This is a genomic window from Niallia taxi, from assembly GCF_004005475.1.
Classification (GTDB): Bacteria; Bacillota; Bacilli; order Bacillales; family Cytobacillaceae; genus Niallia; species Niallia taxi.
Window position 1 is genome coordinate 319,083 of record NZ_RZTZ01000005.1, and the last position, 13,633, is coordinate 332,715.

General features: G+C 40.3%; 14 protein-coding genes. 11 read left to right on the forward strand and 3 right to left on the reverse strand.

All coding sequences use genetic code 11. The annotated features are described in order from the left end of the window. Positions 1 to 7: 7 nt before the first annotated feature. From EM808_RS15315 to EM808_RS15330, 4 genes are all read left to right on the forward strand, one after another. Positions 8 to 679 carry a response regulator transcription factor gene (locus EM808_RS15315; protein WP_127739067.1) on the forward strand — a complete coding sequence of 224 codons (672 nt, stop codon included), beginning with the start codon at positions 8 to 10 and terminating at the stop codon, positions 677 to 679. A 20-nt stretch (positions 680 to 699) separates the two neighbouring features. Continuing rightward, the gene (locus tag EM808_RS15320) at positions 700 to 1,605 is read left to right on the forward strand and encodes a sensor histidine kinase (protein ID WP_127739068.1); all 906 of its coding nucleotides are present in this window, start codon (positions 700 to 702) and stop codon (positions 1,603 to 1,605) included. A 426-nt stretch (positions 1,606 to 2,031) separates the two neighbouring features. Then, entirely contained in the window at positions 2,032 to 2,370 is a 339-nt protein-coding gene (locus EM808_RS15325; RefSeq protein WP_127739069.1) for a PadR family transcriptional regulator, read from the forward strand. Then, entirely contained in the window at positions 2,367 to 3,206 is an 840-nt protein-coding gene (locus tag EM808_RS15330) for a permease prefix domain 1-containing protein (protein ID WP_127739070.1), read from the forward strand. The genes EM808_RS15325 and EM808_RS15330 overlap by 4 nt, the downstream gene beginning before the upstream one ends. A 37-nt stretch (positions 3,207 to 3,243) precedes the next feature. Here EM808_RS15330 and EM808_RS28615 read toward each other — a convergent pair whose 3' ends face one another. Together EM808_RS28615 and EM808_RS15335 are read right to left on the reverse strand one after the other, a co-directional pair. Continuing rightward, positions 3,244 to 3,405, reverse strand: a complete 162-nt coding sequence (locus tag EM808_RS28615) for a hypothetical protein (protein WP_164849672.1) — start codon at positions 3,403 to 3,405, stop codon at positions 3,244 to 3,246. Between the two features lie 352 nt (positions 3,406 to 3,757). Continuing rightward, a complete protein-coding gene (locus EM808_RS15335; protein ID WP_127739071.1) occupies positions 3,758 to 4,027 on the reverse strand; it encodes a DUF3949 domain-containing protein in 270 nt (89 codons plus the stop codon). Between the two features lie 179 nt (positions 4,028 to 4,206). Here EM808_RS15335 and EM808_RS15340 point away from each other — a divergent pair, with 179 nt between their 5' ends. The 5 genes from EM808_RS15340 to EM808_RS15360 all read left to right on the forward strand — a co-directional run bounded on the left by EM808_RS15340 (position 4,207) and on the right by EM808_RS15360 (position 10,441). Further along, on the forward strand, positions 4,207 to 6,234 hold the full coding sequence (locus tag EM808_RS15340) for a Na+/H+ antiporter (RefSeq protein ID WP_127739072.1): 2,028 nt from the start codon (positions 4,207 to 4,209) through the stop codon (positions 6,232 to 6,234). Positions 6,235 to 6,345: 111 nt separating this feature from the next. After that, complete coding sequence (locus EM808_RS15345) at positions 6,346 to 8,277, forward strand: BglG family transcription antiterminator (RefSeq protein WP_235856623.1); 1,932 nt, start codon at positions 6,346 to 6,348, stop codon at positions 8,275 to 8,277. Between the two features lie 138 nt (positions 8,278 to 8,415). After that, positions 8,416 to 8,730, forward strand: coding sequence for a PTS sugar transporter subunit IIB (locus EM808_RS15350; RefSeq protein WP_285093806.1), 315 nt, complete (start codon positions 8,416 to 8,418; stop codon positions 8,728 to 8,730). A 31-nt stretch (positions 8,731 to 8,761) separates the two neighbouring features. Next, on the forward strand, positions 8,762 to 10,081 hold the full coding sequence (locus tag EM808_RS15355) for a PTS sugar transporter subunit IIC (protein ID WP_127739074.1): 1,320 nt from the start codon (positions 8,762 to 8,764) through the stop codon (positions 10,079 to 10,081). An 18-nt stretch (positions 10,082 to 10,099) separates the two neighbouring features. After that, positions 10,100 to 10,441: a PTS lactose/cellobiose transporter subunit IIA gene (locus EM808_RS15360; protein ID WP_127739075.1), complete on the forward strand. Its 342-nt coding sequence runs from the start codon at positions 10,100 to 10,102 to the stop codon at positions 10,439 to 10,441. Positions 10,442 to 10,458: 17 nt separating this feature from the next. Here the strand turns inward: EM808_RS15360 and pdxR are convergent, their stop codons facing one another. Further along, positions 10,459 to 11,898 (reverse strand): MocR-like pyridoxine biosynthesis transcription factor PdxR, encoded by a 1,440-nt coding sequence (pdxR, locus tag EM808_RS15365; RefSeq protein WP_127739076.1) that lies wholly within the window; start codon positions 11,896 to 11,898, stop codon positions 10,459 to 10,461. Between the two features lie 128 nt (positions 11,899 to 12,026). Between pdxR and EM808_RS15370 the strand changes: the two genes are divergently transcribed. Together EM808_RS15370 and EM808_RS15375 are read left to right on the forward strand one after the other, a co-directional pair. Next, positions 12,027 to 12,629 carry a LysE/ArgO family amino acid transporter gene (locus EM808_RS15370; RefSeq protein WP_127739077.1) on the forward strand — a complete coding sequence of 201 codons (603 nt, stop codon included), beginning with the start codon at positions 12,027 to 12,029 and terminating at the stop codon, positions 12,627 to 12,629. 73 nt (positions 12,630 to 12,702) lie between these two features. After that, the gene (locus EM808_RS15375; protein ID WP_127739078.1) at positions 12,703 to 13,245 is read left to right on the forward strand and encodes a YdhK family protein; all 543 of its coding nucleotides are present in this window, start codon (positions 12,703 to 12,705) and stop codon (positions 13,243 to 13,245) included. The last annotated feature ends 388 nt before the right edge of the window (positions 13,246 to 13,633 follow it).

Sequence of the window (13,633 nt, forward strand, 5' to 3'; positions counted from 1 at the left end):
AAAAGAGATGGCAACGATTTTAATTATTGAAGACGATATGGCAATTCATTCACTTATAAAAGAAGCATTAGCTTTGCATAAGCTTGAAACACTTAGTGCCTATTCTGGTACGGAGGGGAAATTACTTTTTGAACAAAAGCAAATAGATTTAGTGCTGCTTGACTTAATGCTTCCAGGGATGAATGGACAAGAATTTCTGCAAGAAATCCGCCAAAGCTCAATGGTTCCCGTCATTGTCATCTCGGCTATAAATGAGCAGCATACAAAATTAGATTTATTAACGAGCGGGGCAGATGATTATATTACAAAGCCTTTTGACATAAAGGAGCTGCTTGCGCGAATTCATATTCAGTTGCGACATGCGGCAAAGGCTTCTGTCAGCATTAGGAAGGACATTTATTACGGGGATATCACCTTGAATTTGGAAAATCGTGAAGTGAAGAAAAAGGAGCAAGCCATTCATCTCACTGGGCGGGAATATGCGATCCTGCTGTTGTTTTTAGAAAATCCGCAGAAAGTATTCAGCCGTGCCAATATATACGAAAGTGTATGGAATGAACCGTTTTTTGACAGTGATAAAACGATTAATATGCATATCAGCAACTTGCGCAATAAGCTAAATAGAGATGGTACAAATTATATTAAGACAGTATGGGGCATTGGCTTCAAATTTGATTAACAGAAAGGCTTGTTGGAGTGATGTGGGAGTGGATATTAGTATTCCTTGTGTTAGCACTTATCCTCTATCTTTATTTCTTGAAGCGAGAGCTACGAAAACTGAAAAGTGGTGTTAAGGGGCTTTCTGCTCGCGCTAAGTTTGGCAGCAGATTATTTCTTGATTTTCGTGACAAAACATTGCTGAATTTAGTGGATGAGTTAAATCAAATGATTACGGAGTTCGAGGGGAATAATCACCAAGCAAAACAAATGGAAGAGAATGTGAAGCTGACAATTGCCGGACTATCTCATGATTTGCGAACACCGCTCACATCCATTCATGGATATGTCCAACTCTTAAACACAACAGAGGATGAAGCGAAGCGGGCCAATTATTTAACCGTTATTGAGCAATCTGTTAGAAGCCTGATGGAAATGACCGATAATTTCTATGATTTAGCTCGTGTGGAAACAAATCAGAAGGAAGTAAACTTAGCTTCGATTTCCCTTAGTAGCCTGGTGGAAGAAGTTTTCCTGTCCTTTTACGAGCAATTCGAGGAAAACAAAATTGACCTGCAATTTCCTGAACAAATAATAGACAGCCAAATTATTGCAGATCGCCTGCTGCTTATCCGTGTATTCCAAAATATCGTTCAGAATATTCTTCGCTATGCAAACAGCAATGCGCTTATCAGCTATGAGGATGACAGCAGCTATGTTATTTTTACGGTGAAAAATGATATTAAACACGAAAGTAAAGTGGCAATAGAAAAGGTTTTTACCCTTTTTTATACAGAAATCACCAGCAGAACGAACACAGAAACAAGCGGATTAGGATTATATCTTTCCAAAAAACTAGTAGAAAAGATGAACGGGAAAATGCAGGCAGAGCTTGAGGGGAATTTGTTTGTCCTAAAAATTTATCTCCCTAAAATACAGTTGCAGTAACATAGGTCTTAAATTATAAAAGAGGTAGAAGAAATTGTACGAATTTCAACATGAAGCCAGAAAAAAAACCAAAATTCACAACATATATATAGTGCTATTTATCATTGCTTCCATCGTAAACAGCATCCTAATTCTAATAGACGGCCAGATTACGCGCGGCTTATTTAGTCTATTATTATTTCTAGTTCTTCTGTATTTCGGCAGGAGGAAGAAAAGCTGGGCGCTCTTCATTATTAAATTCATGGTGTGGCTGCATATCATATTGCTTATAGTTTTTGCGATTACTATTTTTATTTAGAATGGGAGTCAAGCTGCTAATTGCAGCTTTTTTTATTTGTGTTATGTGAGTCGATATAACCACTCTTTAACATAATACCTTGCATTATAAGGTATTGTGTTTTACTATTATTCACAGAGGTGAAAAAAATGGAAATTAATAAAGAAGTTCTTAAAGGCCATATAGATACATTAATCCTCTCACTATTAAACAATCGAGACATGTATGGATATGAAATAGCAAAGATTGTACGAGAAACAAGTAAAGAACAATTTGAACTAAAGGAAGGGACTCTTTACCTTTCTTTAAAAAGATTAGCAAAACAGGAGTGGATCACTTCTTATTGGGGTGATGAGCAAGGGCCTGGGGGTAGACGGAAATATTATAAAATCACTCCTTTAGGCGAGGAAGGCTATGCAGAAAAACGATTAGAGTGGCAGCTTGTTAAAACAATCATGGATGCATTTTTGGAAGGAGAAGAAATATGAAACAAATTGAAGCTTTCGTTAATGAAGCCTATCACAGTGTTGGTGGGAATAAACAAGAGATAGCAGAAATAAAGGCAGAAATGAAAAATCACTTACTAGAGGCTGTTTATGAATTGAAAGAGGAAGGCAAAAGTGAAGAGGAAGCAATCGAGATAGCTATTACCCGTTTTGGCGGCGAAAAGGAAATGCGTTCCATTGTGAGACAGCTATTTCAGGCACAAAAAACATTCGCAAAATGGGTGCTTTGGCTAGCCGTAATTGTCCTTTTTACTAGTTTAGCTTTATTTGAAGCTAGTAAGCTTTATCAACAAAAAAACGATATCCAAAATACTAATGCAGCCACAAATATGTATACGATTTTACAAAAGGATCAAAACATCTCTGAAGCTACAAAACAGAAAATCGTCGCAATTGTTCAAAGCACAGACCATATTGCACAAGTGAAAATCTATAATGTTCATGATTTAGAAGCGGAATCTGGTTCCCCATCCATATGGGCAAATGGAAAAGAAGCTGATCCAAACTATAAAATAGAAAGACATGTTTGGGCTCCTCAATGGTTAATGAATGACAATTATATGTATGTGACGTCAGATTGGTACATAAAAATGGAAACGATCCATATGGAAGGCTTTATTCATATTGCGTTATTTGCTGGATTAGCAGTTTATATTGTTCTATTCACCATCTGGGCAATTGTTAATGCATATCATCATAGAAGACTACATATCGGTTGGGTAATAGCATTTGCTTTATTTAATGTTATTGGTTATTTAGCATATGTCTTAGCAAGCAAAGCACATCATCAAAAATTAGCAGAAAACTCTCTAACATAAAAAAGGAAGGAAGAACCTATGTGTCTTCCTTCCTTTTTTATGTTGGATTCTTCCTCATTAGCGCCACAAGATTCATACAAATAAATACTGCTGCAATCAAGACCCCCGCCATATTAAACGCTTGATGGTCGATGAGTTTGTACATAATTGCTGCTAAGAATAATAGTAGGGAAATAACATTTAACCATTTGATATTCATTATTCGCTCCTCATTTAATGTAAAAGAGTTTACATTTTTATCCATAAATGTATATTAACATAAAAGTGTTTTTATGTATGTTAAATAATGTAAAGTTTGTTTATAAATAAGAAATCTCGCTTCCTCTTGTCTTCTTACATCTTCGGAAATCAATATGCTGACGATAAAGGAAATGGGTACCACGGTAATAAGTTAATGGAAGAATTTTTTTGGAATGTGTTTTGAGTTGTACAATATATGGCTATAAACATATACGGGAAAAAAAATTAAGTTAAAGAGAGAGGATTAGGTTTGCATTAAAGACCCATCGTGTAAAATAAAAAGCAGCCGCTTAGGGCTGCTCAAGTTGTTATTATACGCTTGTCTTTGGGTGCTTTAGCTTATAAACGATGGATGCCATTATATTAGCAAGGAAAAACAACGCACTTCCTTGGATATTGCTGTGCAGCGCTTGTTCTCCTGCATTCATTTCGTCATACATATCTCCCTGTGTTTTGCCTTTTGCTTTAAATTTGGCTTCTTCTTGCTTCAATGCTACTAAAAAGCGGTATTGGAATGGAAGCATTACAATAGAAAGCAGTATATAAAGGCTGATTACCGTTATGAAAATGGTAGAATACATTCTATTCACCTCCTTTGATTAAAAGTGTGAGTATTCTGTATTATGATAATTATACCACTTATTGTAAGTGATTTCCTCATGTAAGCTGATTATTCATTTCATAATAGTTTGTTGTGCTAACATAAAAGTGACATACATGACAAAAACTATGCCAAATTTCATTTTTAAGGGAGAATGCCATGGATTTACTGATCACGATTATATTGCTGTTATTATCCTTGTTGATATCAAATATCATTAGTCATTACATACCCTCCATTCCAACGGCATTGACGCAAATTGCTTTTGGAATGCTTTTAGCCTTTGTCTTTGAAGATATCTCCTTTGAGATTGATACAGAATGGTTCCTTCTATTATTCGTAGCACCGCTTTTGTATAATGACGGGCGCTATTTTCCACGAGAGGAGCTATGGAAGATGAGGGCGCCGATATTCGGAAATGCAATTGTTCTCGTTATTTTGACAGCAATTGGCGGCGGTTATTTCATTAATTGGATGATTCCAGCTGTGCCGCTGGCAGCGGCTTTTGCGCTGGCAGCAATTCTGTCACCGACAGATCCAGTTGCTGTTAACGGGATTGCAAAACGCATCCATATTCCTGCAGGAGTGCTTCATCTTGTCAGAGGGGAGTCGCTTATCAATGATGCTTCTGGCTTAGTTGCCTTTAACTATGCTGTTGCTGCAGTAGTGACAGGTTATTTTTCATTATCGGAGGCATCTCTTGATTTTGTGTACAAGTTTATATTGGGAGCATTGCTTGGTGCGGTGCTGGCATTGCTGATAACTTGGGCGAGGTTTATTCTTCGCAAACAAGGTATCAATGATGTTACGTTCCACACCTTACTACATATTATTACTCCCTTCATTATTTTCATTGTGACAGAGGACTTGCTGCATGCTTCAGGGGTAATCGCTGTTGTTGTGGGCGGAATTGTTCATTCACTAGTTAGAGAAAGACGAGAATTTGCAAGTGCAGAGGAACAGGTGCTGACAGAAAATATTTGGTCCCTTATTCTTTTTATATTAAATGGGGTTGTGTTCTTACTGTTAGGATTAAATATCCCATCATCAATGAGAGATACAGTCTCAGATCCGAGCATCGGTAACTGGCTTGTGATTGGTTATGTGCTTGCAATTGGTGTTATTATCCTCGGAATCCGCTTCGTGTGGTCGTATGTGTTTGCTCATTTCGAATATCGGTATTTGCCTGGCGGAGCTAAACCGAATTTAAAAAATGCCTTGTTTGTGTCGTTAACTGGAGTGCGCGGCGCTGTAACAATGGCAGGGATATTGTCTATCCCTTACTTTTTAGACAGTGGCGAAGCATTTCCGGCCAGGTCGCTGCTTCTGTTTTTAGCAGCAGGTGTCATTTTGTTCACCTTAATTGTGGCAACCGTTTTTCTGCCGATGTTAAGCAAGGGAGAGGAAGCGGAGAATGCAGAGGGAGACAGGGACTTGGCTCCATTTAAGCAGAGATTGTTATATAAGGCGGTCGAACAAATCAAGGAGCAAATGAAGGATGAAAATAAAACAGCTGCCTACGAGCTTATTGGAGAATATCGGCGCAGAATACACGATCTAGGCAAGGCGCAGAACGGGAAGATGAAAGCACTCGATGTGGAAATGGATGTGAGAACAGAAATCCGCATAAAGGCAGTAAAGGCTGAAAGGCGCTATATACAAGGCTTAATGGATGAAAATAAAATAGATGTCAATCTGTTTCATACATTTGAGCAATCTCTAGAATACAGGGAAGAAGCTTTAGCAGGCAGCCTCCAATCAGGAACGCTTTATCTTGTCGGCAAAATGTTCAGAAGGTGGAGAAAGCTGCGGAAGTTTTCCCGCAAGGAAAAGGAATTGGTTATTGCCAAAATAGGCAAGGGCAAGGATGTGCAAATCCAGGCAATGAAGGCAGCTATTGAATTCCTCGAGAACTTTGCTATTGAAGTGGAGGAGCTGCGAGGTCAAATCCAAGCGGTTATCCTCGATTACAAGATGATAATAGAAAGGCTGAGTACCTCTTCCGTTAAGTACGATGAGAAACAAGAGGAACAGAAAGAAGAGCTTCGTATAAAGGTGCTTGATGTGGAAAGATCGGAAATTCAGAGTATGTATGAGAGTGGCGAAATTAATAGAGAAGAGGTAAAAGAGCTCAGAAGATTTATCAATTACGTGGAAAGTGCGGCACTATATGAACATACAGAATAAATAAGACAAGAGCAGCAGTCCCATTTTTATTGGCTGCTGTTATTTTTTTGTCAAAATAAGAAAGCGGTTTCTGCTATAATAGGAGAAAACAGAAGAGAGGGGAGGATTGGCATGCTGTCTGGTCGACAAAGGGAGATTTTACTGCTGCTGAGCAAGCATACAGAACCGTTGACTGCTGAATGGATTGCAAAGGAGCTGAGCGTGAGCGACAGGACGATTCGGAAGGAATTAAAAACCATCCAGGAGGACTGTGAGAACCTGGGGATTTGTATCAGCCCAATGAAGGGGAAGGGATATCGCCTTCACGTGCTGGATGCTAACGTTTTTCAGCAGGAAATCGAACCAGTTCAGAAGGCTTCCCCTCAAGTCGGATATGATTTTTCTGAGCAAAAGGGAAGAGTCTACTTTTTGTTAAAGCAGCTTTTATTACAGGAAGGGTATGTTAAGCTGGAGCAGTTTGAGGGAGAAATGTATGTTTCTAAATCAACCATTCAAAAGGACCTGCGTTTTGTCAGGGAAATGCTTGGGAAATATAAGCTGTCACTTGTCGTCAAGCCTCATTACGGTGTATATGTGGCAGGCAGTGAATACAGAAAGCGACTATGCTTTTCCAACTATCGGCTTTTGGAGGAGGAGCTCTCTCCTCAAATGAGGAGTTCATGGCAAACAGACGAAAATTTTGCAGAACAAATTAAAAAAATTATTATCAGCAAAGTGAATGTCCACAATATCGAAATCTCTGATATAGCCTTAGGGAATCTGACAAACCATATTGTCATTGCCTGCAGACGAATGGAAAAAGGGTTCGCCATGGAGAATCTCGAGCACCCGATTGGCGAGGAGCATCCTTTTGAAAAAAAGGTCGCAGGTGAAATAATCGCAGAGGTGGAAGCACTGGCAGGATTTTCATTTCCGAGTGCAGAGCTGGATTATATTATTATTCATTTGATGGGGACAAAGCTTTTACATGAAAATGCGCTGACAGAATACAGGGAATTCGATGAGACGAGGGAAATAATTGTCTGTATGCTTGCAAGATTAAAGGCGGAGCTTGCTTGGGATTTTTCTGACGATAAGGAGTTTTCCCATGCTCTTGCTCTTCATATCAGGCCAGCTCTTAACCGCTTGCGCTATGAAATGAATATTCGCAACCCATTGGTGAACGAAATCAAGCTGAAATACCCAAGTGCCTTTGAAGGGGCGATTATTGCAAGCAAATGTCTGGAGGAGCGGCTGTCTATCAAGATTGAGGAGGATGAAATCGGCTATATTGCGCTGCATATCGGTGTGGCTTTAGAGCGAATGAAGCGAAAGGCAAGAAGACGGAAACGGGTCATCCTTGTATGCGCATCAGGAGTTGGCAGTGCAAAGCTATTATCCTACAGACTGCAAGAGTTGTTTAACAGGGAGCTGGAAATCGTCGAATGCATTAATTACTATAGGCTGGCGGACTATGATTTGTCATCTATAGATTTAGTCATCAGCACCATTCCGATTTCGGAAAGAATAATCGCACCTGTTCAAGTTGTCAGCAATTTCCTTGAAACAGAGGATATTAAAGGAATTAAGAAACAGCTTATTTCAGCTGATAAAGAAAATAAAGACAGCTATCTTGCCGAATCCCATGTATTTATCCAAAAAAGGCTCGACTCAAAAGAGGCTGTTATTGAGTTTTTGAGTGAAATGCTATATGAACAGGGCCTCGTCTCAAAGGAGTATGCCAATTTAGTGCTAGAGCGGGAAGCAATTGCTGCAACAAGCTTCGGTAATCTCGTCGCAATTCCCCACCCGACAACACCAGACACAACAGAAACGTTTTGGACGATTTGCACATTAGCCAGGCCAATTAACTGGAATGAAAATCAAATGGTTCAAGTCGTCTGTTTATTGAATATAAGTAAGGACGCAAAGGGAGATTTAGAGGATATGTATGAACAGCTCATCTCCATCATTGAGGATAAAAAGGTCATCCAGCAAGTCATTAAGGCGAAGTCAAAACAGGAGGTCATCCGCTTGTTTCAATATGATAAAGTACGAAGCTAATTGTTAACCGCAATTAGCTTTTTTATATTTCATGTAAAGATTTCCGCTCCTAAGCGGAAAATGCAGATATGATAAATTAAGCGCTTTCATTATACAATGGAAATGTAGAGAAATCCTAACAATCAGGAGGGACTTAAAGTGAAAACAGTCATGCTCGTTTGTGCAGCAGGAATGAGCACGAGCCTGCTTGTGACAAAAATGCGCAGAGCAGCCCTGGCAAAAGGCTTGGACATTAACATATTTGCAGTATCCGCAACAGAGATTGACGATGTTCTTGAGACAAGAAAGGTTGATTGCATGCTGCTCGGCCCGCAAGTGAAGTTCAGAAGGGAAGAGATAGCAGAAAGACTTAAGGGGAAGAATATTCTTCTTGATGAAATCCATATCCAGCATTACGGGATGATGGATGGAGAAAAGGTGCTGGATCAAGCACTAGGTCTTGTAGGAAGCTGATAGATCAATAACAGAGAAACGAGGGGAGATCATGCAGAAATTTATTGAAAGCCTTGAAAGCAAGATGGGTCCAATAGCAATGAAGCTTGATGGCAACAGATATATTACAGCAATCAAGGACGGGTTTTTTGGTGTTATGTCCTTATTGATTATCGGTTCAATCTTTTTACTTCTTGGCAATATCCCGATTGGTGGCTATGCCGAGTTCATGAGCTCCTTATTAGGAAGTGACTGGGCAACCTATTTTACTGTTCCTTATGATGTAACAATGAACGTCATGACAGTGTATGTTATCATTGCGATGGCGCGCAGCCTTTCCCGCACATATAAGCTTGATGGTATTGCCTGTATCAGCATTGTTGTGGTCGCATTCCTTATTCTTACTCCAATGCTTGAGCTTAAAGATGGCGGTTTAGGAATTCCGGTTACAAATCTTGGGGCAAGCGGCTTATTCCTAGGGATGATTGTAGCGATAGCCGCAGTTGAAATTGTCCGTTATATTGATAAAAAAGGCTGGAAGATAAAAATGCCTGACTCTGTGCCGGAAAATGTGGCGAGATCTTTCTCTGCTCTTATTCCAGCATTATTCGTTATCATCGTCTTTAATCTTGTTCGCATCCTCTTTACACTAACACCATTTGGGACAGTTCAAGCTTTCATCTATCATTATCTTCAAGTCCCATTGCTATATTTAGGAGACACATTACCAGCAACATTAATCGTTACCATATTTGAAGGCGTACTTTGGAGCTTTGGTATCCACGGCTCAAATGTTGTCAGCGGTATTATGAAGCCAATCTGGCTTGCACTGACAGCAGATAATGCAGCAGCATTCAGTGCAGGAGAAGCAATCCCGCATATCATCAACTTCCAATTTTACGCAAACTTCATGAAGGTCGGCGGCTTTGGAGGAACATTAGGACTTGCTATTATCCTGGTATTCTTTGCAAAGTCTAAGCAATATAAAACATTAGGCAAGCTTGCAATCGGCCCTGGAATCTTCGGAATAAATGAACCGCTTATTTTCGGAATTCCAATCGTGCTAAATCCAATTATGATGATTCCGTTTATTTTAAACCCGCTGATTTTGGCGACTGTTGCCTATTTTGCGATGTCATCAGGGCTTGTCCCGCTAACAAATGGAACGAATATTCCATGGACGACACCACCAATTATCGCCGGTTTTCTAGTCAGTGGCTGGAAAGGCGCTTTGTTGAACGTTGTCCAAATTGGAATTTCCATTCTCCTCTATTATCCTTTCTTCAAGTCTGTTGACAAAATCGCAGTGAAGAATGAAAAGGAGCAAGAGCAAGCAGAAATCTCCAATGGTGGAGTTAACTTTAATTCTTGATAAGGACGTGATATAGAAATGGCAGAGAATGCAATGGAGATGACAGGCTTTACAATCATCAGCAATGTTGGAATGGCAAAAAGCCTTGTCATGGAAGCACTCTATGCAGCGAAAAAGGGAGAATACGAGCTGGCAGAACAAAAACTGAAAGAATCGCAAAACTTTTTCCTTATCAGCCACAAGACACATAGCACATTAATTCAAAGGGAAGCAAACGGTGAAAGCCTGCCGTTTTCCCTCCTCTTTATGCATGCAGAAGACCAGCTAATGAGTGCCGAGACAACCTATGAGCTTGTGAAGGAAATGATTACGATGTATAAGCGAATTGATATAATGGAAAAAGGCAGTGTCAGCAGATGACATTGCCTTTTTTATGATTAAAATTCTCTAATTAATGCAGCAAGGGCAATAAGCCCCTTTTCCAGCTCCTCATAGGAAGCATAAGCATAGGACAAGCGAATATGACGGTGATAGTTTCCGTAAAGAGAGCCGGGATTAATTAGGATGCCCTGCTGAAGTGCTCTTTTAAACAATAGCTGCAGCGGAATTTCCTTATTTAGTGTTAGCCAAATATAAAAACCGCCTGCCGGCTTTTCCCAAACAGCAAGATCGGCAAAATACTGGGAGAGAAGTGTTAACACAAAATCTCGTCTTTTCCGTAGTTCAAGTCTCATCTTTTCGATATGCACTTCGTACTGACCATTTGCCAGCAGCTTAGCGACAGCGAACTGAGAGAGTGTGCTTGAGCCGTAATCTGTCTGCATTTTTATATCTGCGAGCCTATCAATGACAGGCTCTGGTGCGGCGATATAGCCAATACGGAGGCCAGGACCTAACACCTTGGACATGCTGCCCACATACAAGACATTGCCTTGTTTATCGAGCGCCTTAAGTGAAGGCGGGGGTGGTTCATCAAGCCATAAATCTCCATAAACATCGTCTTCCAGAATCGGAATTCTTTCCTTTGAGCATGCCTCAAGCAGCTCCTTCCGTTTTGCTTCTGAAAGCACATATCCTGTTGGATTATGAAAGGTTGGAATTGTGTACAGCAAGGACGTGCTATACTGCCTTTTCGCCCTGCTGATTGCCGAGTATGAAAGCCCGTCATTGTTTATAGGAATCGGGATCATTTGAATGCCGGCCGACTGAAAAACCATGATGGAATTTAAATAGGATGGTGATTCATTTAATATGGCAGAATTTTGATCGAGAAGGCCGATGGAAATAAGCTGTAATGCTTGAATAGCACCAGAAACAATCATAATCGAATTCGGGGATGCGGCAATCCCTTTTTTTCGCAAATAATGGCTGATAGCCTGTCTTAATTCAAAGCTTCCCTTTCCTTCTGGATAGCTTAATGACAATGTGGCGCTTTCCTGGAAGGCTTGCTGGATTATATGTGTTGGCAGGAGGCTTGGCGAAAGCTCCCCTGTACCGAGTCTAATCACCTTAGCAGAGAATTCAGCCTTGTTTATCTCCTGAATCATTTGGATATTCGGAAGATGTGTCCCTGATTGGACATAGCTTTTCCAATCAGCCGGCTTGTTTGCCGCAAGGGAATTCCATGTGCTTTTGCCTACAACTGTTCCACGCCCAACAGTGGAATCAATCCATCCATCTGCTTTAAGTTCTTCTAGCGCATACACAACAGTACTTCGGTTAACGGCAAGCGTGTCTGCTAATTTACGTTGGGAGGGAAGCTTGTAGCCGACAGGCCAAGTTCCTGAAATAATCTGTTCTCGAATATATTCATAAATTTGCTGATAAAGCGGTACCGCAATGTGCTTGCTTGGCTGCCAATGATTTTCTGAAGTCATTTCCGTCTCCTGTTTTTTCTTCATTATATAAAATGGTTGGGTAGATTACCATCCAATTGGTTGGAGACAAAGGGAGAAAGTTGCCGTAAACTGATGTTTATTAAAAGATTAAAGGAGCAGAAATACGGATGATAGAAGCAGCAATTCATGGTTTTTTATTAGCACTTGGGCTTATTTTGCCTTTAGGTGTGCAGAATATATTTATTTTTAATCAAGGAGCAGGGCATGCGAAGTTTCGCAACAGCCTGCCTGCCGTTGTGACAGCAAGTATATGTGATACATTGCTGATACTCCTTTCAGTATTAGGAGTATCCTTGTTTTTATTTCATGTTGTGTGGCTAAAAACCCTGCTTCTTATCGCAGGTGCTTGTTTTCTTGTATATATGGGCTATGTGACATGGAAAAGCAAGCCGAATCCAGAGGGCGGCGAAACGCTCAGCGCAGGGAAACAAATCGGCTTTGCGCTGTCTGTTTCCCTGTTGAATCCCCATGCCATTATGGACACAGTTGGAGTAATCGGCACAAGCTCTCTTCTGTACAGCGGGACAGAAAAGCAGCTTTTTGCGCTTTCTTGTATCCTTGTATCGTGGCTTTGGTTTATTGGACTTGCGATAACAGGGAGAATGCTTGGCAAAGTAGATAAAACTGGAAATTTGCTTGTACTGCTTAACAAAGCCTCAGCTCTTGTGATGTGGGTAATGGCAATAGTAATGGCAAAACAGCTGCTGTAACAAAGCTTCATGTTTAAAAAGCCTCTGTTAGTGATAACAATATTACTAATACATAAAAGGAGGACATATACATATGAAGTGGAAGCTGCTTAGTTTACCTATATTATCGGCTGCCCTGATAATGGGTGGCTGCTCGTCAACAGAAGATAAAGAAACAGAGGATACGGCTAGTGAGAGTCACATGCATACAGGAACAAGCGAAATTCCTGAGGGGCTAGAGCTTGCAACTAATCCGAAATTTATTGAGGGCAGTCAGGTTACCATTCTTGCAGACCATATGGAAGGCATGGATGGGGCAGAAGGAACTGTGCTGAGTGCCTATGATACGACTGCATATGAGGTTTCCTATACGCCTGTTGACGGAGGCGAAAAGGTGAATAACCATAAATGGGTTGTTCAGGAGGAAATCAAGGACGCAGGCGATGAGAAGCTTGCCCCAGGAACGGAAGTAACATTAGAAGCAGATCATATGGAAGGCATGAAAGGCGCAGAAGCGGTCATTGATGCCGCAGAAGAAACAACAGTTTACATGGTCGACTATACACCGACAAATGGCGGAAAAAAAGTTACAGACCATAAGTGGCTGACAGAGGATGAGTTGGAAGCTAGAGAGTGAAGGCAGGAAGCTGGACATAAGTATGTGAATCTGTGTAAAAACCGAACTGATTAAATAGTTCGGTTTTTTTTTGTTTTTTAGTTTTAAACAATGATTAGAAATCTTAGTGGAATGGAGCGGAGGACACTCGACTACTAAGGGAAAAAGAGGAAAGACTTAGACCCCCGCAGGCTTAGCTTCCTCCCCGCGGAAAGCGCGAGGACGAGCGCGCAATGAAACGAACTAACTTTAACTCAACATTCTATTTAGACACAATCTTCATTTTTCAAATTTAGTTGTAATTCTATTATTCGTGTTTAGAAAGCTTAGCTTTTATTTTGCCTCATCCTATTTGTTGTGTTTTTAATGTATAAAGCTAATCTAGTAAAGTTTTTCACTATTAAATATG